Raw genomic sequence first — 15,319 nt, forward strand, 5'->3', positions numbered from 1 at the left:
AGCGCCGCCCTGCCGGCAGGCTTCTACCGCTCGGCGTGAAGGCTCTTGATGAAGCGCCGCGCGATCTCGCGCACCCCCTCGTCGTCGCGAGCCTCGCCATGGGCCTTGTCCCAGAGATGGTCGAGGCTGCCGTCGAGCTCGTCGAGGAGTTCCGGGTGGCGCTGCGCCACGAAGCGGATCGTGCCGAAGAGAAGGTGCTCGACGGCCATCTCCCGGCGGCGCGCGTCGATGAGGGCGTCGGAGGCTTGGGCGGGGGGCTGATCGGTCATGGCGGATCAACGAACGCCATCCGCGTTCGGTTCGCGCGAGGGCGACGTCGCGAGTGCCGCAGCGTGGACGTGTCAGGTCAACCAGCGCTCGTCGATGTCGGTCGCGTTCCACGCGGCCATCGGTTGGCGCTCGTCGCCTTCTGCGAACACCACCAGGTCGTCGGGGCCGACGTCGTGCACTGCGAACCAGTCCCAGCGCCGGTGGATCACCCGAGGGCCGCCGAAGATGCGGACGGCGTTCCAGTAGCGGTCGTCCTTGAAGCCGACGTAGTGGACGCAGCGCGGCGGCCCGGCCGGCTCAGACATTCGCATCAAAGATCGTCTCGCGACCGCCCGGCGGCCCGTCGGCGGCGGGCGCGGTGCGAGGACGAGCGGTAGCGGGTTGATGCATCGATCCAGGATAGCCCCAGCGTTCGGCGTGTCGAGGAAGCGCGTCGTCTCGCCGGGTGCCGTCTCACCGCGCCGCGGCGCAGGCGTGATCCATCAGGTCCTCGGCGCTCGCCCGCGGTGCGCGGTAGGCGAGCACGTAGAAGCCGGGCTCGGGGTCGCCGGCCGCGGTGGCGACGGCGGCGAAGCTCGTCTCGCGCAGGTCCCGCCGGCCGGGCAGCCGGGCCAGCGCCGCGAAGGGGTTGAAGCGCGCCGCCTCGGCCGCCGGCACCCGCATCGCGAGGTAACGGTCGCCGGCGAGCGCGACCGGGAACGGCGCCCAGCTGCCGCGGATCGCCTGCGCGTGCGCCTTCAGAGACGCCAGAACCCGCGGCTTCATGCAATCGAGATGGATGTGAAGCTGGTCCTGGCTGCGGCCGCGCGCCGAGTTCACCGCGAGGCCCACCTCGGCCACCGGCACGCGGCCCTTCAGCGGATCCGACACGAAGCGCCGCGCCGCCAGGGCGGCGCGCCAGTAGGCGGCGCCGCGCGCCCCGCGCAACACCGTCGCCTCGAGCCCGGCCACCGACTGGGTCGGCATCACCACGACGTGGGTCGGTTCGCCCGGCGCGCGCAAAACCGCAGTGCCGGGGCGGTCCGCGTCGCCGAGATCCACGTCGAGGCACGGAAAGGTCCGGTTGGCGACCGTCTTGGCGAGCACGCAGGTCTTCAGCGCGGCCCAAAGCACGTCCCGGCTCGGATCGCCTGCGGAGCGTGCGGGTGCCGGCAAGACGGCCAAGAGGATCAGGACCGGCACGATCCGACGCATCACGATCCCCAGCTCACAACGAGCGAACGCGACACGGCTTCAGACGATCGTCAGGCATGAAAAAACCCGCCACGTCGGAGACCGGACGGGTTCGATGAATGGTAGCGGGAGAGGGACTCGAACCCCCGACACGAGGATTATGATTCCTCTGCTCTAACCAGCTGAGCTACCCCGCCCCAGCCCGCGGCCGTCTGCGTGGGCAGGCGGCCGGTTCGGAGATCGGCGGTATAGGGAACGGCGGCTTGCGGTGTCAACGCCCTCTTTCCGGCCGAGGCGCGGGTTTTTTTCTGTGGCGCGTCCCGGCGTTCCGGCTCATCCCGCAACGGATCGCGCAGGGCGTGCTTATCGCTATGAGTGCTGTCCGAATGCCGGAACCGAGCGAGGGTTCATTCTTGTCAGACCGTCCAACGCAAGAGGCGCAGCCCTCGCGCCGCCATGCCGACCTCGGCGCCGACTTCTTCGACGTGGTCGCGGCCGCCCGCTTCCCGCAGACGATCCTGCGCTTCCGCAACCGCGCTTGGGCCGCCCGCGTCGGGCTCGACGGGCTGACGGACGCCGAGTGGATCGCCCGGTTCGGCCGGTTCGAGCCCCTGCCCGGCTCGTTCCCCGCGCCGCTGGCCCTGCGCTATCACGGCCACCAGTTCCGCTCGTACAACCCCGAGCTCGGGGACGGGCGCGGCTTCCTCTACGCGCAGCTGCACGATTTGCGCGACGGGCGCCTGCTCGACCTCGCCACCAAGGGCAGCGGCACCACGCCGTGGTCGCGGGCGGGCGACGGCCGGCTGACCCTGAAGGGCGGCATGCGCGAGGTGCTGGCCACCGCGCTCCTCGAAGCGCAGGGCGTGAACACCTCCAAGAGCTTCAGCCTGATCGAGACCGGCGAGGCGCTGGAGCGCGGCGACGAGCCCTCCCCCACCCGCTCCGCGGTGCTCGTGCGCCTGAGCCACGGCCACATCCGCATCGGCAGCTTCCAGCGGTTCCTGGCGCTCGACGAGCCGAGGAACATCGAGCGGCTGCTCGATCACACCATCACGACGCACATGCCCGACCTCTGGCGCGAGGCGCCGGCCGACCGGGCGGTGGCCTTCCTCGCCGAGGTCGTGCGACGGGTCGCGCGGATGGGTGCGCAATGGGCGGCCGCGGGCTTCGTCCACGGGGTGCTCAACACCGACAACATCAACGTCACCGGCGAGAGCTTCGATTACGGGCCGTGGCGCTGGTTGCCGGCCTACGATCCGAATTTCACGGCCGCCTATTTCGACAGCCAAGGGCTCTACAGCTTCGGCCGCCAGCCGGAGGCGTTGTACTGGAACCTCGCACGGCTGGCGGATTGCCTGCTGACGCTGGCGCCGCAGGCCGACCTCGAAGCGGCGCTGAAGGGTTTTGGGCCCGCCCTGCAGGAGGGCTTCGCCGAGGCCTTGTTCGCCAGGCTCGGGCTCGCGAAGGCCGGCCAGGACGAAACCGATCGGCTGGTCGGCGCCTTCTGGCGCTTCCTGGCCGAGAGCCACGCCCCGTTCGAGCAGACCTTCTTCGATTGGTACGGCGGCATCGCCAGCGCCGAGCGCGCCGCGGCGAGCCCCTCGGCCGCACTCTATGCCGGCGACGCCTTCGCCCCGGTGCGCGCAGCGTTGGAGGGCTTGGCGTCGGCGCCGGGCGCCGGCCTCGCCCATCCCTATTTCGCCGACCTCACACCCTGCACGCTGCTGATCGACGAGGTCGAGGCGCTGTGGGCGCCGATCGCTGCGTCCGACGACTGGTCGGCGCTCGACGACAAGCTCGCGGCGATCGCGCGCATGGCCGAGGCCTACGGCACGGCGCCTGCGCTGGTTTGGTAAGGCCTCAACGCTCCTCCTCCTCGCGGCGGCGCGCCTCGGCGTGGCCGGCGCGGATGCCGAGGTCGACCATCGTGCGGGTGATGCGCAGGCCGAGCCAGAACAGCAGAACGCAGACGGCGATCGCGGCGGCGATCTTCACGGGGTTCACGGGCGGCGCCCTCGCGGCGGTGGACGATCGGATTGAGTTAGGGCAGAGGCACTGGTGTGCGCGAGACCTTTCACATCGAAGTCCTCGGCCCCGAGCCGGGTGACGTCCAGACCCGGATCTCGGTGCGCAGCACCGGGCTCGAGGGGGCGCAGGAGCGTGCGCTGCGCCTGTTCGCCCGGGCCCGCGTGCCGCAGCGCTCGGTCGGACCGGCGGAAGCGGTGCGGGTGATCGACGGCGCCGGACGCGAGGTGTTCTTCCGCAGCCGCTTCGACGAGCCGAGCTAGGCGAATGCGCAGGGCTCTCCTCGTCCTCGCGCTGGTCGTGCTGCTGCCGGCACTGTTCGTGCGCAGCTACAGCCTGCCGCCGGCCCCCGACCGGCGCGGTGGGACGACGATCCTGCTGAGCGTTCCGAACCGGCCGCTGTTCGGCAGCCCGCGGGCCGATTGCGTCGACACGCCGGAGGACGGCTCGGTGATCGCCTGCCTGATCGCCTCGGTGAACCGGTCGCGGGCGGAGGGCATCCCGCTCCTGTCGCTGCCGTTCTCGCCGACCGCCTACGGCCTGTCGGAACGGGTGGCGCTGCTCGGGCGGGACGAAGCCGCGGGGAAGGCGCAGCTCGCCCGGATCGCCCGCTTCGGCTGGTGAGGCGCCCTCACCCGCGCAACATTTATTTGGGCTTGGCCGGCGCGGCGGGCTCGACGGCGGGCTCGACGGCGGGCTTCGGCTTGCGGGCCTCCTGTTGGCTCTCGGCCTTCTCCTCGTCGGTGTCGCCCTTCTCGATCGTCTTCTCCGGGTCGGCGGCCAGCGTCTTCACGATCTCCAGCACGCGCTCGCATTCGGTGACGTAGGAATAGCTCTCCAGCACGATCGCCGCGTCACGCAGCGTGCGCAGGTCGCGCACCGTTTGCTTGTTGGCGGCCTCCTGGAGCTCGCTCTTCCGGGCGATCGTCTCCTCGATCTTGGCGGCCTTCACGTCGCAGGCGGCTTCGACCGGCGTGGCGAGGCCGGCGGCGAGCATCAGGAGGGCGGCGTGAGCGAGGCGCATGCGTCAGGGTTCCGGGCGTCGTGCGTCGAGGGATGGGTTCTAGGCGTGGTGGGCGTGGCTGCGCAGGATGTCGTTCGTCAGCGCGACGAGCTGGCTCGGACGGTAGGGCTTCGGCACGAACACCGATTCGGGGACCGCCTCGCCCTGCGAGAGGCAGGCGCGGCCGCCGGAGGTGTAGACCACCGGCAGCGAGGGGCAATGCGCCCGCGCGGCCCGGGCCAGCGTGATCCCGTTCGTGTTGCGGGCGAGGTCGATATCGGTGAAGAGCAGGTCGACGGTCTCCCGGGCGAGGATCGCCTCGGCCTCCCAGGCGTCGGCGGCGGTCAGGACGCGGTAGCCCTCGTCGAGCAGCGCTTCCGCTGCCAGTTCGCAGACGAACGGCTCGTCCTCGACCACCAGGATGGTGGTCGGCGCGCGGTCGAGGTAGCTCGGCAGGCCGAAGGCGGCGCAGGCGAAGGACATCATGACGCAACTCCAACTCACCCGGCGTGGGACGAAGGTCCCGCAGCCGGATCGAAGGACAAACGGCGCCCTACGCTCCGGCGTTCGCCGTGATTGCATCGAATTGCCGAGGTTTGGTGAGCGAAGCCTTAACCCTGCTCGCCCGCCCCTGAACGAGGCGCCGGGAATGGTTAACCAAGGGTTGACGCGTCGCGCACCGGATCGGGTTTCGTGAACCGGTCCTGGCAGGTCGGGACCGGGCTCGTGCTCACCGCGCTCGCCGGATTCGTCGACGCGCTGGGCTTCGTCCGGCTCGGCGGCCTCTACACCTCGTTCATGAGCGGCAACACCACGCAGCTCTCGGTCTTCCTCGGGCATGCGGATTTCGCGCACGTGGTGCTGCCGGCGATCCTGATCGGCGGGTTCCTCGGCGGCGCGATCCTCGGCAGCGGCCTGTCGATCCTGATCCCCTCCCCCTGGGCGACGCCGGCGGTGCTCGGCTACGAAGCCCTGCTGATCCTGGCAGCCCTCGGGGTCGGCCTCGCGATTCCGGAACTCGGCATCGCCGCGTTCTTCATGGCGGTGGCGATGGGCTCGCAGAACGCCGTGCTGGCGCAGGTGAAGGGGTTCCGCGCCGGCACCACCTTCGTCACCGGGGCCCTGTTCAGCCTCGGGCAGAAGGTGGCGCAGGCGCTCACCCGCACCGGGCCGCCCTTCGGCTGGGTCGGCGACGGGGCGGTCTGGGCCGCGCTCCTCGTCGGCGCGTTCGGCGGCGCCGTGGCCTATGCCCGCCTGGAGCTCTATGCCCTGTTCATCCCGGCGGCGGTCTCCGGCCTCCTCGCCCTGGTCGCCGCGATCTTCGCGCTGCGCCACCGGACGATGATGCCCGAGCCGCCCGCCACCTGAGACCGTTTCACGCCTGTTCTGCCCGCCTTGTCCTGCCCGCGCCCGTCCTGATCGAGTCTCCCGATGAGCAACGCTTCGCTGACCACCCACGTCGCCCCGGTCGAGGCCGGCGCCCACGTCGTCGCCGCGCACTTCCTGAAGGACGCGCTGGTGATGGCCCTCGGCGACGGCACCGTCCTGCTCAGCCGGGACGGCACGTCGAGCCGCCTCGCCGCCCATCCCGAGGCCGGCATCCTGGCCGCCGTGGGCGACGGCAACCGCCTCGTCACCGGCGGCGACGACGGGCGCGTGGTGGCGCTCCGGCCCGACGGCACGCTGTCCGAGGTCGCCACCGCCAAGGGCGGCGCCTGGATCGACGCGCTCGCCCTGCATCCCGACGGGTCGGTGGCCTACGCGGCCGGGCGCACCGTGGTCGCCCGCGACGCCAAGGGGCGCGAGCGCACGTTCACGGCCCCCTCCACCGCCCGCGGCCTCGCCTTCGCCTCCAAGGGCTACCGGCTGGCGGCCTCGCACTACAACGGCGTCTCGCTCTGGTACCCGAACCACGAGACGCCCGCCGAGATGGTCGAGTGGAAGGGCTCGCACATCGACGTGACGTGGTCGCCCGACGGGCGCTTCGTCGTCTCGACCATGCAGGAGAACGCGCTGCACGGCTGGCGCCTGCAGCCGGACCGCGGCCACATGCGGATGTCGGGCTACCCGGCCAAGGTGCGCTCGGTGTCGTGGTCGTCGGATGGCCACTGGCTCGCCACCAGCGGCGCGGAGGCCGCGATCGTGTGGCCGTTCGATTCGAAGGAAGGCCCCACCGGCAAGGCTCCACGCGAGTGCGGCGTGCGCCCGGCCCGCGTCTCCCGCGTCGCCTTCCACCCCAAGGCCCTGGTGCTGGCCATGGGCTACGAGGACGGCTGCATCCTGCTCGTGCGCTTCACCGACGCCTCCGAACTGCTGGTCCGCCCGGCGGTGAAGGGCAGCGGGATTTCGGCGTTGGCCTGGGACGCGAAGGGCGGGCGGCTGGCGTTCGGATGCGTCGACGGGGCGGCGGGGCTGCTGACCCTGCCCGCCTGATCGCGGTCGGGTTCTGGAACTGCCGCCGCCACCATGCTCTTCTGCCACGACCACCACGACGAGGATGCCCCGTGTTCCGTGTCTTCCGCACCCTAGGCCTCGCCCTCGGCCTGCTCGGCGGCGGGCTGGCGGCGCAGGGGCCCGAATTCGCCCAGCAATACGCCCAGCGCCTCGGTGGCGCCCTGGACGAGCTGAAGCGCGAGGTCGCGTCGCTCGAATCGGACGCCAAGGCCACCGGCAACACCCGCGAAGGGGCCGTCGATCGCTTGCGCACCAATCCCGACACCCTGGTCGCGCGCCGGGGCGAGGCCGCGCGCTACGACATCGAGCGGCTGGAACGGCTCTCGGCGCAGCAGCAGGCTTTGGCGAACGCGGCGAGCCCCCTCGGGCGGCTCGCTGCCGTGATCCGCGACCCCGACGTTCCGCTCGCCCGCGCCACCTACCGCGATTACGACCCGGCCCTCCCGACCACCACCGACGGGATCGTCGCCGGTCTCCTCGGCTTCCTGGCCGCCTGGGGCGGCTGGCGCGTGCTCTCCGACGTCGGCCGCCGCGTGGTCCGCCGCCGGCCGCGGACCGCGGTCACGACGGCTTAAACGGGCGTCGGCGCGATCACGGCGGGCGACGTCGGCGCCTCTGTGTGGCCGGGCGTCTACAGCCCCTAGCGCGCGGCTTGCTTAAGCGAGACATCGAGGACGGGCGCGGCCGGGCTTTCCGGCACACGCAACCGTCACGCTGGTTCCCGAGTCGCACCATGGCGCGCCCATCCACCCAGACGATCGACCCGGCGCTCGATGCGGCCGCGCTCCTGCGCCGTGTCGGGTTCTTCGGGCTGTTCGTGATCCTTCCGGTGGTGGCGCAGGTGGCGCGGCGCGCGACCGTGATCCTCGCCCCGATCTCCGTCGCCCTGCTGATCCTCGCCAGCGCCATCGACGGCCGCCAACGGCCGCTGCGCGCCAGCGGCGTCCGGCTTCTGCGCGCCCCGGCCTTCCTCGCCGGCCTCCTCGTGCTGGCCTGGATGGCGCTGTCGCTGGTCTGGACGCCGTTCCCCGGCCCCGCCTCCGAACGGTTCGCCAACCTCGTCGCCACGATCCTGCTGACGCTGGCCGGCTACATGGCGCTGCCGGACCGGATGCGCTCGGCCAACCTCTACCTGCTGCCGCTCGGCGTCACCGCGGCGGCGATCGTCGCCATCATGCTCGGTCTGTTCGGCGACAGCCTGATGCGCGGCGTCCCGGACGACGACAACGCCCTCGACCGCGGCCTCACCCTCCTCGCCCTGCTGGTCTGGCCCGCGGTGGCCTGGCTGCGCTCGCGTCGCCGCGACCGGGAGGCGCTCGGCCTCGCCGTGGTGGTCGCCGTGGCGCTGGCGGTCTCGCCGGATCTCGGGCAGATCGCGGCGCTCGCGATCGGGGCGCTGGCCTTTGCGGTGACGAGCTTCCGGCCGCGCCTCGGCGTCGGCCTCACCGCCGGCATCGCCGCCGGCTTGCTCGCGGTGGCGCCGCTGCTGCCGTTTCTCGCCCGACCCGTCGGCGCCGCCCTGTTCGGCCCCCTGAGCCCCGGCGTGCTGACGCTGAAGAGCTGGCAGCGGATCGTGACCACCGAGCCGGTCCGGCTCATCACCGGCCACGGCTTCGAGACGGCCTTGCGCGGACGCGTCTTCGGGCTGATCCCGGTGAACGCGCCGAGCACCGCGCTGTTCGCCATGTGGTACGAGCTCGGCGTCGTCGGGGCGCTGGCCGCCGCCTTCGCCCTCTACGCCTCGGTCCGCCGGGCCGGCCTCGACGTGCCGCTGCTGGTGCCCGGGGCGATGGCGGGCTTCGCCGCCGCCTTCACCATCGCCTGCATCGGCGTCGGCCTGACGGTGGTGTGGTGGCTGACGACGCTGGCCATCACCATCCTCGTCTTCGTCGCGATCGAGCGCGGCCAGTTCCGCACCCGCCGCCCGAAGGTGAGCCGCCTGAAGCTGCCGCCCCTGGGCGAGCCGCCGACGCCTTGAACTTGGTCTCATGGGTCAGGACCCATGAGGTCCGGCGGATTGCCGCCTCCCCGCAGTCGCGGGGGCCGGACCTCGATGAGTCGGGCTCATCGAGGTCCGGTCTCAAAGGTCGGCGGCGGCCTCGATGCCGGCCATGTCGGCGTCCGACAGCCCGACATGGTGGCCGATCTCGTGGATCAGCACGTGGGCGACGAGGTGGCCGAGCGTCTCGTCGTGCTCGGCCCAGTAGTCGAGCAGGGGCCGGCGGTAGAGCCAGACCGTGTTCGGCATCTGGCCCGTGACGGTCTCGCCGGCTTGCGCCAGACCGATCCCGCGGAACAGGCCGAGCAGGTCGAACTCCGATTCGCACTGCATCTCGGACAGCGTCTCGTCGTCGGGAAAATCATCGACGACGATGCGGACGTCGCGCGCCAACGCCTGGAACGCGGCCGGCAGCGCCGCGAAGGCGGCGTGCGCCAGATCCTCGATCTCGACGAGGCTCGGCGCCTTCGCCGCGCTCAAGGCTTGCGCGTCGACGAGGCTCACGCGGCATCCTTGGCGACGGGAAGGACACAGCGGCGCAGGAACGCGGCGAGGTCGTTGGTGATGTGGTCGATATGGGCTTCGCGCACCGCCTCCTGCTCGAAGGCCTCGCGGTAGGGGTCGATCGCGGACGGCACCACCAGCACGGTGGCCATGCCCATCTGGTGCGGCACCACGAGGTTGCGGGCGATGTCCTCGAACAGGGCCGCGCGCCGTGGGTCGACCGCGTGCTGGGCGAGGAAGCGCTCGTAGGTCACGCGTTCGGGCTTCGGCACGAAGTCGGCGGCGGCGATGTCGAACACGTCCTCGAAGTGGTCGAGGATGCCGAGGCTTTTCGCGACGTTCTCGGCGTGCTTGCGCGAGCCGTTCGTCAGGATGAGCTTGCGCCCGGGCAGCTGCTCGATCGCGTCGCCGAGCGCCGGATCGAGCCGGATCGTCGCGTGGTCGATGTCGTGCGCGAAGTCGAGGAAGGCGTGCGGGTCGACGCCGTCCTCCACCATCAGCGCCTTCAGGGTCGTGCCGTAGCGATGGTAGAAGTACTTCTGCAGGGCGCGCGCCGAGATCCCGTCGAGGCCGTAGAGCTGCATGACGAACAGCGTGATGCGCTCGTCCACCTGCGGCCACACCATCGCGTCGCTCGGATAGAGCGTGTTGTCGAGGTCGAACACCCAGGTGTCGACGGCCTCGAAGCCGCGGGCGTCGTCCGCCGTCACGTGGCTCTCGCCGGCTATTGATCTGTCCGAGATGTCCGGTCTCCGAGATGACCGCAAGGCAGGATGCGCGCACCCGGATTCCAAGCAAGATCCGGGCGCGCGCGATGCGGGGTTGGGCCGTCAGCTCCGGCGGATCAGGGTGCCGGCGCCGTAATCGGTGAAGAGTTCCAGCAGCACGGCGTGGTTGACCTTGCCGTCGAGGATCACGACCGCCTCGACGCCCTGATCGATCGCGTAGATGCAGGTCTCGATCTTCGGGATCATGCCGCCGGTGATGGTGCCGTCGGCGATGAGCCGCCGGCAATCCTCGACGGTCAGCTCCGGGATCAGGTTCTTGTCCTTGTCGAGCACGCCCGGCACGTCGGTGAGGAGCAGCAGGCGCTTGGCGCGGAGCGCCCCGGCGATGGCGCCGGAGAAGGTGTCGGCGTTGACGTTGTAGGTCTTGCCGTCGGCGCCGTAGGCCACGGGGGCCAGGACCGGGATCAGCTCGGCCTTCAGCACCGCGTCGAGCACGCCGCGCTCGACGTGCTCGGGCTCGCCGACGAGGCCGAGGTCGACCGTCTGCATCTCCCGGCTCTCGGGGTCCATCACGGTCTTGGTCGCGCGCTTGGCCCGGACCATGTTGCCGTCCTTGCCGCACAGGCCGATCGCCCGGCCGCCCTCGGCCGAGATCCAGCCGACGATCTGCTTGTTGATCGAGCCGGCCAGGACCATCTCGACCACCTCGACGGTGGCCTCGTCGGTGACACGGAGGCCGCCGCGGAACTCGGACTGGATGCCGAGCCGCTCGAGCATCCGGCCGATCTGCGGGCCGCCCCCGTGGACGACGATCGGTTTCACGCCCGATTGCTCGAGCAGCACGATGTCCTCGGCGAAGTCTTCGGCCGCGGAGGCGTCGCCCATGGCGTGCCCGCCATACTTGATGACCACGATCTCCTGGTCGTAGCGCTGCATGTGGGGCAGCGCCTGGGACAGGACTTCGGCGCGGACGTGCACGTTCGGCAGTTCGGTCATCGGCATCCTCTCGCGCCGGCTTCGCGACGCGCAGGTCTCTACAGGAAGCTTGGCGAACCGCGAAGCGTCATCACAGGCCCAGCTCCGAGAGGCCCGGATGGTCGGCGGGTCGCGGCCCTTGCGGCCAGTGGAACTTGCGCTCCGAGGCGGCGATGGCGACGTCGTTGATGCTGGCCTCGCGGCGGCGCATCAGGCCGGACTCGGCGAATTCCCACTGCTCGTTGCCGTGGGAGCGGAACCACTGCCCGTCCGCGTCGTGCCACTCGTAGGCGAAGCGCGCCGCGATCCGGTCTTCGTGGAAGGCCCAGACCTCCTTGATCAGGCGGTACTCCCGTTCGCGCTCCCACTTGCCGGTCAGGAAGGCGACGATCGCCGGGCGCCCGACCAGGAACTCGGAGCGGTTCCGCCACCAGCTGTCGGGCGTGTAGGCCAGCGACACCCGCTCGGGGTCGCGGGTGTTCCAGGCATCCTCGGCACCGCGCGCCTTCTTGGCCGCGGACCCGGCATCGAACGGCGGCAGCGGTGGGCGCGTCTCGGTCATGCGGTTCGATCTCCTGGTCGCAGCCGCCCGATCGTTCGCGGGCGGCGCGGTCGATGCGTCGGGCGGACGGCGCGGGTCAGGCGCCGAGCCCGAGCATCAGGCCGATGTTCTGCACGGCCGCGCCCGAGGCGCCCTTGCCGAGGTTGTCGAGGCGGGCGACCAAAACCGCCTGCCGGTGCTCGGCCGAGCCGAACACCCGCAGCTCCAGGCGATCGGTGTCGTTGAGCGCCTCCGGCTCGATCTGCTCCTTGTGGGCGCCGGTGGTCGCGCCGGGCACGACCTGCACCAGGGGCTGCCCCGCGTACCAGCGCACGAGGGCGTCCTCGAGGTCGCCCGCCGACGGGCGGCCCGGCAGCGCGTCGAGATGGAGCGGGATCGACACCAGCATGCCCTGCCGGAACGCGCCGACGGAGGGGATGAAGATCGGCCGGGCGGTGAGCCGGGAATAGGTCTGCGTCTCCGGCAGGTGCTTGTGCGCGAATCCGAGGCCGTAGAGCAGGAACGGCGCGGCGGAGCCGGCCTTGTAGGATTCGATCATGCTCTTGCCGCCGCCGCTGTAGCCGCTGACCGCGTTGATGCTGACGAAAGTGTCGGCCGGAATCAGGCCGCCCTCGACCAGCGGCCGCAGCAGCGCGATCGCGCCGGTGGGATAGCAGCCGGGGTTGGCGACCCGCCGCGAGGCGGCGATCGCCTCCGCCTGCCCGGGGGCCATCTCGGCGAAGCCGTAGGTCCAGCCGCCGGCGATCCGGTGGGCGGTGCTGGCATCGAGCACGCGGGGACCGCCGCCGGGCAGCGCGTCGCAGAGCGCCACCGTCTCGCGGGCCGCGTCGTCCGGCAGGCAGAGCACCACGAGGTCGACCTCGGCGAGCAGCGCCCGCTTCACGCTCGAGTCCTTGCGGTCGGCATGCGCGATGCTGCGGAGCACCACCTTGCCGTCGCGCTCAAGGCGCTCCCGGATGCCGAGCCCTGTCGTGCCGGCCTCGCCGTCGATGAACACCGTCGGCTTTTTGGTCTCGCCCGCCATCGCTCGTCGCACCCTCGAAGCCGGCCGCCGCCGGGACGTCGTGTCGCGGTGCGGGAGGTGGCCGGTGCGTGCCGGCCTGTCAATGCCGCGCGCCATCAACAAGCCATCGCGCTGCTGCCGGAACGCGGTGGGCGTGCCCCCGTTGTCGGCAAAATCGACGACGATGGGTGAAAGACGATGTCCGAGACCGCGAAGAAGACAGATCCCAAGCTTTGGGAGAAGACCAAGGACAAGGTCACGAAGAGCGAGAAGGGTGGAAAGGCCGGCCAGTGGTCGGCTCGCAAGGCCCAGCTCGCGACGCAGGAATACAAGAAGGCCGGCGGCGGCTACGCCGGCGAGAAGACCGACGACAACCACCTCAAGCAGTGGACCGACGAGGAGTGGGACACGGAGTCCGGCAAGGAAAGCGGCAAGACCGGGGAACGCTACCTGCCGAAGAAGGCGCGCGAGGCCATAACGGACGAGCAATACGAGCGCTCGACGCAGAAGAAGCGCAGCGACACGGCGAAGGGCAAGCAGTTCTCGAGGCAGCCGAAGGACGTGGCGAAGAAGGCCGCGACCGCCCGCAAATCCGCCTCCGGCGAGACCAAGGCCGACCTGGTAAAGAAGGCCAGGGCGCAGAAGGTGCCCGGGCGCTCGAAGATGTCCAAGGCGGAGCTGGAGAAGGCGGTCCACGCCTGACCCGGCAGTCGCGCCCGCTGGGACCTGTCGGGCGGTCCGCTTAAGGCGAGCTCGACCGATTCGGGTCAGCGATTGGACCGAACCAATAAAAAAGGCGGCCCCGCGAGGAGCCGCCTTCTCTTTTGACCGAATGGGCCGATCAGCGCTTCGAGAACTGGAAGCTGCGGCGGGCCTTCTTGCGGCCGTACTTCTTGCGCTCGACCACGCGGCTGTCGCGGGTGAGGAAGCCCTCGCGCTTCAGCGGCGCGCGAAGCTCCGGCTCGTAGTAGGTCAGCGCCTTCGAGAGGCCGTGGCGCACCGCGCCGGCCTGGCCCGAGAGACCGCCGCCGGCGACCGTGACGGTGATGTCGTACTGGTCGACGCGGTTGGCCACCGTGAGCGGCTGGCGCAGGATCATGCGCAGCACGGGACGGGCGAAGTATACCTCGACGGCGCGCTTGTTGACGACGACCTTGCCGGTGCCGGGGCGGATCCAGACGCGGGCGACCGCGTCCTTGCGCTTGCCGGTGGCGTAGGCGCGGCCCTGGGCGTCGAGCTTCTGCACGTGGACGGGCGCGGCGTGCTCGTTCTCGAGGCCGCCGGCGTTCGACCGGTTGAGGTCGGAGAGGGACTGAAGCGTCGCCATCTTAAGCGCTCACGTTCTTGCGGTTGAGGACGCCGACGTCGAACGTCTGCGGCTGCTGGGCCTCGTGCGGGTGGCTGGTGCCCTTGTAGACCCGGAGGTTGCCCATGATCTGGCGGAACAGCGGGCCGCGGGGCAGCATGCGCTCGACGGCCTTCTCCACGACGCGCTCGGGGAAGCGCCCTTCGAGGATGAACTTGGCCGACCGCTCCTTGATGCCGCCGGGGAAACCGGTGTGGTGGTAGTACACCTTCTGGACGTATTTGCGCCCGGTGAACTTCACCTTGTCGGCGTTGATGACGATGACGTTGTCACCGCAATCGACGTGGGGGGTGTAGGCGGGCTTGTGTTTGCCGCGCAGACGCAGGGCGATGATCGACGCCAAACGGCCGACGACGAGGCCCTCCGCGTCGATCACGATCCACTTCTTGTCGACGTCGGCGGGCTTCAGCGAAAAGGTTTTCATAAGCCGAATTCCGTTGGCGCTCGGTGGTGTGTCGAAAAACGAGCCGCCGCCGCGTCGGGGGACGCGGCGGCGTTGGCCGGTGGATAGACGGGGCGACGCCTGAGGTCAAGCCGTTTCGCAGGCGCGCATCACCGGAAAAGCGATGTTCTGGAAGGAGTTCAGCCTAGTGGTATCCAGATACCGCGAGGCCGGGACCTGTCCCGTCGCACCATCGCGAATGGCGTGCTTCAATCCATTCCACCACCTCGCGGGGCGATGGTGAACTTCTGTACGCCCTTACCCGCGAGCACCGGCTTCTTCGCGCTGATGATGCGCGAGTTGACCCCGGTCCAGCCGATCTCGCCCGAGAGCCGGCCGTACTCGATCTTGGGGCAGCGGTTCATGATGACAGTGACGCCGCGCGCCTCGGCGCGGGCGGCGGCCGCGTCGTCGCGCACGCCCAGCTGCATCCAGATCGTCTTCGGCAGCGGGTCGAGCGCCAAGGCCTCGTCGACGAGGCCGCCGGCGGCGGCCGAATTGCGGAAGATCTCGACCATGTCGACCGGTTCGCCGAGTTCGGCCAGCGATGCGACCACCGGGCGCCCGAGCAGCGTCTGCCCGGCGAGGCCCGGGTTCACCGGCGTCACCACGTAGCCGCGGTCGAGCAGATACTTCAGTACGATCCAGCTCGGCCGCGCCGGGTTGGCCGAGGCACCGACGAGGGCGATCGTGCGCGTGGCCCGCAGGGTCGCGCGGATGTGCGCGTCGGCGTAGCGACCGTGGCGGGTGGCGAGGCCGTCGGGAACCTGGTCGAGGGTCGGGATCATCGAACTTCGCTTCCTTTTCGGATCGCG

22 protein-coding genes and 1 tRNA gene are annotated in these 15,319 nt (G+C 70.7%); 8 read left to right on the top strand and 15 right to left on the bottom strand.

Annotated elements, in window-relative coordinates:
- Positions 1 to 23: 23 nt before the first annotated feature.
- The 4 genes from MFF13_RS15170 to MFF13_RS15185 all read right to left on the bottom strand — a co-directional run bounded on the left by MFF13_RS15170 (position 24) and on the right by MFF13_RS15185 (position 1,640).
- On the bottom strand, positions 24 to 269 hold the full coding sequence (locus MFF13_RS15170; protein ID WP_238272463.1) for a hypothetical protein: 246 nt from the start codon (positions 267 to 269) through the stop codon (positions 24 to 26).
- 72 nt (positions 270 to 341) lie between these two features.
- Positions 342 to 581, bottom strand: a complete 240-nt coding sequence (locus MFF13_RS15175) for a hypothetical protein (RefSeq protein ID WP_238272464.1) — start codon at positions 579 to 581, stop codon at positions 342 to 344.
- A gap of 142 nt (positions 582 to 723) precedes the next feature.
- Positions 724 to 1,464: a CDP-diacylglycerol diphosphatase gene (locus MFF13_RS15180; RefSeq protein WP_147828636.1), complete on the bottom strand. Its 741-nt coding sequence runs from the start codon at positions 1,462 to 1,464 to the stop codon at positions 724 to 726.
- Between the two features lie 99 nt (positions 1,465 to 1,563).
- Positions 1,564 to 1,640: transfer RNA gene (locus tag MFF13_RS15185), tRNA-Met, on the bottom strand.
- Positions 1,641 to 1,856: 216 nt separating this feature from the next.
- On the opposite strand from MFF13_RS15185, the gene MFF13_RS15190 reads away from it, so the two are divergent.
- Complete coding sequence (locus tag MFF13_RS15190) at positions 1,857 to 3,299, top strand: protein adenylyltransferase SelO (RefSeq protein ID WP_238272465.1); 1,443 nt, start codon at positions 1,857 to 1,859, stop codon at positions 3,297 to 3,299.
- Between the two features lie 4 nt (positions 3,300 to 3,303).
- Here the strand turns inward: MFF13_RS15190 and MFF13_RS15195 are convergent, their stop codons facing one another.
- On the bottom strand, positions 3,304 to 3,447 hold the full coding sequence (locus tag MFF13_RS15195) for a hypothetical protein (protein WP_187273581.1): 144 nt from the start codon (positions 3,445 to 3,447) through the stop codon (positions 3,304 to 3,306).
- A 56-nt stretch (positions 3,448 to 3,503) separates the two neighbouring features.
- On the opposite strand from MFF13_RS15195, the gene MFF13_RS15200 reads away from it, so the two are divergent.
- Together MFF13_RS15200 and MFF13_RS15205 are read left to right on the top strand one after the other, a co-directional pair.
- Positions 3,504 to 3,731 (top strand): hypothetical protein, encoded by a 228-nt coding sequence (locus MFF13_RS15200; protein ID WP_147763180.1) that lies wholly within the window; start codon positions 3,504 to 3,506, stop codon positions 3,729 to 3,731.
- Between the two features lie 4 nt (positions 3,732 to 3,735).
- Positions 3,736 to 4,092, top strand: a complete 357-nt coding sequence (locus tag MFF13_RS15205) for a hypothetical protein (RefSeq protein WP_147828241.1) — start codon at positions 3,736 to 3,738, stop codon at positions 4,090 to 4,092.
- A 22-nt stretch (positions 4,093 to 4,114) separates the two neighbouring features.
- On the opposite strand, the gene MFF13_RS15210 is transcribed toward MFF13_RS15205, so the two are convergent.
- Together MFF13_RS15210 and MFF13_RS15215 are read right to left on the bottom strand one after the other, a co-directional pair.
- Positions 4,115 to 4,492 carry a photosystem reaction center subunit H gene (locus MFF13_RS15210; protein WP_238272466.1) on the bottom strand — a complete coding sequence of 126 codons (378 nt, stop codon included), beginning with the start codon at positions 4,490 to 4,492 and terminating at the stop codon, positions 4,115 to 4,117.
- Between the two features lie 39 nt (positions 4,493 to 4,531).
- Positions 4,532 to 4,957, bottom strand: coding sequence for a response regulator (locus tag MFF13_RS15215; protein ID WP_147750207.1), 426 nt, complete (start codon positions 4,955 to 4,957; stop codon positions 4,532 to 4,534).
- A 207-nt stretch (positions 4,958 to 5,164) separates the two neighbouring features.
- Between MFF13_RS15215 and MFF13_RS15220 the strand changes: the two genes are divergently transcribed.
- The 4 genes from MFF13_RS15220 to MFF13_RS15235 all read left to right on the top strand — a co-directional run bounded on the left by MFF13_RS15220 (position 5,165) and on the right by MFF13_RS15235 (position 8,903).
- The gene (locus tag MFF13_RS15220) at positions 5,165 to 5,839 is read left to right on the top strand and encodes a YoaK family protein (RefSeq protein WP_147814686.1); all 675 of its coding nucleotides are present in this window, start codon (positions 5,165 to 5,167) and stop codon (positions 5,837 to 5,839) included.
- A 63-nt stretch (positions 5,840 to 5,902) separates the two neighbouring features.
- Positions 5,903 to 6,904 carry a WD40 repeat domain-containing protein gene (locus MFF13_RS15225; protein ID WP_147763185.1) on the top strand — a complete coding sequence of 334 codons (1,002 nt, stop codon included), beginning with the start codon at positions 5,903 to 5,905 and terminating at the stop codon, positions 6,902 to 6,904.
- Between the two features lie 71 nt (positions 6,905 to 6,975).
- Positions 6,976 to 7,500: a DUF2937 family protein gene (locus MFF13_RS15230; RefSeq protein ID WP_147828242.1), complete on the top strand. Its 525-nt coding sequence runs from the start codon at positions 6,976 to 6,978 to the stop codon at positions 7,498 to 7,500.
- Positions 7,501 to 7,658: 158 nt separating this feature from the next.
- On the top strand, positions 7,659 to 8,903 hold the full coding sequence (locus tag MFF13_RS15235) for a peptide ABC transporter permease (protein WP_238272467.1): 1,245 nt from the start codon (positions 7,659 to 7,661) through the stop codon (positions 8,901 to 8,903).
- A 102-nt stretch (positions 8,904 to 9,005) separates the two neighbouring features.
- On the opposite strand, the gene MFF13_RS15240 is transcribed toward MFF13_RS15235, so the two are convergent.
- The 5 genes from MFF13_RS15240 to argC form a co-directional block, all read right to left on the bottom strand.
- A complete protein-coding gene (locus MFF13_RS15240; protein ID WP_147828244.1) occupies positions 9,006 to 9,428 on the bottom strand; it encodes a metallopeptidase family protein in 423 nt (140 codons plus the stop codon).
- Entirely contained in the window at positions 9,425 to 10,138 is a 714-nt protein-coding gene (locus MFF13_RS15245) for a pyrimidine 5'-nucleotidase (protein WP_238272468.1), read from the bottom strand. The genes MFF13_RS15240 and MFF13_RS15245 overlap by 4 nt, the downstream gene beginning before the upstream one ends.
- A gap of 120 nt (positions 10,139 to 10,258) precedes the next feature.
- Positions 10,259 to 11,152 carry an acetylglutamate kinase gene (argB, locus tag MFF13_RS15250; RefSeq protein ID WP_147763188.1) on the bottom strand — a complete coding sequence of 298 codons (894 nt, stop codon included), beginning with the start codon at positions 11,150 to 11,152 and terminating at the stop codon, positions 10,259 to 10,261.
- 70 nt (positions 11,153 to 11,222) lie between these two features.
- Entirely contained in the window at positions 11,223 to 11,693 is a 471-nt protein-coding gene (locus tag MFF13_RS15255) for a nuclear transport factor 2 family protein (RefSeq protein ID WP_147828245.1), read from the bottom strand.
- Positions 11,694 to 11,769: 76 nt separating this feature from the next.
- The gene (gene argC, locus MFF13_RS15260) at positions 11,770 to 12,717 is read right to left on the bottom strand and encodes an N-acetyl-gamma-glutamyl-phosphate reductase (RefSeq protein ID WP_147750199.1); all 948 of its coding nucleotides are present in this window, start codon (positions 12,715 to 12,717) and stop codon (positions 11,770 to 11,772) included.
- 177 nt (positions 12,718 to 12,894) lie between these two features.
- Here argC and MFF13_RS15265 point away from each other — a divergent pair, with 177 nt between their 5' ends.
- Complete coding sequence (locus MFF13_RS15265; RefSeq protein WP_238272469.1) at positions 12,895 to 13,398, top strand: hypothetical protein; 504 nt, start codon at positions 12,895 to 12,897, stop codon at positions 13,396 to 13,398.
- Between the two features lie 139 nt (positions 13,399 to 13,537).
- Here the strand turns inward: MFF13_RS15265 and rpsI are convergent, their stop codons facing one another.
- The 3 genes from rpsI to MFF13_RS15280 form a co-directional block, all read right to left on the bottom strand.
- Positions 13,538 to 14,023, bottom strand: a complete 486-nt coding sequence (gene rpsI / locus MFF13_RS15270; RefSeq protein WP_147750197.1) for a 30S ribosomal protein S9 — start codon at positions 14,021 to 14,023, stop codon at positions 13,538 to 13,540.
- A gap of 1 nt (position 14,024) precedes the next feature.
- Entirely contained in the window at positions 14,025 to 14,486 is a 462-nt protein-coding gene (gene rplM, locus MFF13_RS15275; protein ID WP_147750196.1) for a 50S ribosomal protein L13, read from the bottom strand.
- Between the two features lie 227 nt (positions 14,487 to 14,713).
- Positions 14,714 to 15,292, bottom strand: a complete 579-nt coding sequence (locus MFF13_RS15280) for a CoA-binding protein (RefSeq protein ID WP_147828247.1) — start codon at positions 15,290 to 15,292, stop codon at positions 14,714 to 14,716.
- Between the last annotated feature and the right edge of the window lie 27 nt (positions 15,293 to 15,319).

It is taken from the genome of Methylobacterium cerastii (assembly GCF_022179125.1).
In the GTDB taxonomy this organism is placed as follows: Bacteria; Pseudomonadota; Alphaproteobacteria; order Rhizobiales; family Beijerinckiaceae; genus Methylobacterium; species Methylobacterium cerastii.

What these genes read in the sequence shown, in the direction of transcription:
- rplM (WP_147750196.1), bottom strand. Translation starts at nt 14,486, where the DNA reads ATGAAAACCTTTTCGCTGAAGCCCGCCGACGTCGACAAGAAGTGGATC.
- MFF13_RS15225 (WP_147763185.1), top strand. Translation starts at nt 5,903, where the DNA reads ATGAGCAACGCTTCGCTGACCACCCACGTCGCCCCGGTCGAGGCCGGC.
- MFF13_RS15205 (WP_147828241.1), top strand. Translation starts at nt 3,736, where the DNA reads ATGCGCAGGGCTCTCCTCGTCCTCGCGCTGGTCGTGCTGCTGCCGGCA.
- MFF13_RS15170 (WP_238272463.1), bottom strand. Translation starts at nt 269, where the DNA reads ATGACCGATCAGCCCCCCGCCCAAGCCTCCGACGCCCTCATCGACGCG.
- argC (WP_147750199.1), bottom strand. Translation starts at nt 12,717, where the DNA reads ATGGCGGGCGAGACCAAAAAGCCGACGGTGTTCATCGACGGCGAGGCC.
- rpsI (WP_147750197.1), bottom strand. Translation starts at nt 14,023, where the DNA reads ATGGCGACGCTTCAGTCCCTCTCCGACCTCAACCGGTCGAACGCCGGC.
- MFF13_RS15255 (WP_147828245.1), bottom strand. Translation starts at nt 11,693, where the DNA reads ATGACCGAGACGCGCCCACCGCTGCCGCCGTTCGATGCCGGGTCCGCG.
- MFF13_RS15215 (WP_147750207.1), bottom strand. Translation starts at nt 4,957, where the DNA reads ATGATGTCCTTCGCCTGCGCCGCCTTCGGCCTGCCGAGCTACCTCGAC.
- MFF13_RS15180 (WP_147828636.1), bottom strand. Translation starts at nt 1,464, where the DNA reads ATGCGTCGGATCGTGCCGGTCCTGATCCTCTTGGCCGTCTTGCCGGCA.
- MFF13_RS15235 (WP_238272467.1), top strand. Translation starts at nt 7,659, where the DNA reads ATGGCGCGCCCATCCACCCAGACGATCGACCCGGCGCTCGATGCGGCC.
- MFF13_RS15175 (WP_238272464.1), bottom strand. Translation starts at nt 581, where the DNA reads ATGCGAATGTCTGAGCCGGCCGGGCCGCCGCGCTGCGTCCACTACGTC.
- MFF13_RS15280 (WP_147828247.1), bottom strand. Translation starts at nt 15,292, where the DNA reads ATGATCCCGACCCTCGACCAGGTTCCCGACGGCCTCGCCACCCGCCAC.
- MFF13_RS15210 (WP_238272466.1), bottom strand. Translation starts at nt 4,492, where the DNA reads ATGCGCCTCGCTCACGCCGCCCTCCTGATGCTCGCCGCCGGCCTCGCC.
- argB (WP_147763188.1), bottom strand. Translation starts at nt 11,152, where the DNA reads ATGACCGAACTGCCGAACGTGCACGTCCGCGCCGAAGTCCTGTCCCAG.
- MFF13_RS15265 (WP_238272469.1), top strand. Translation starts at nt 12,895, where the DNA reads ATGTCCGAGACCGCGAAGAAGACAGATCCCAAGCTTTGGGAGAAGACC.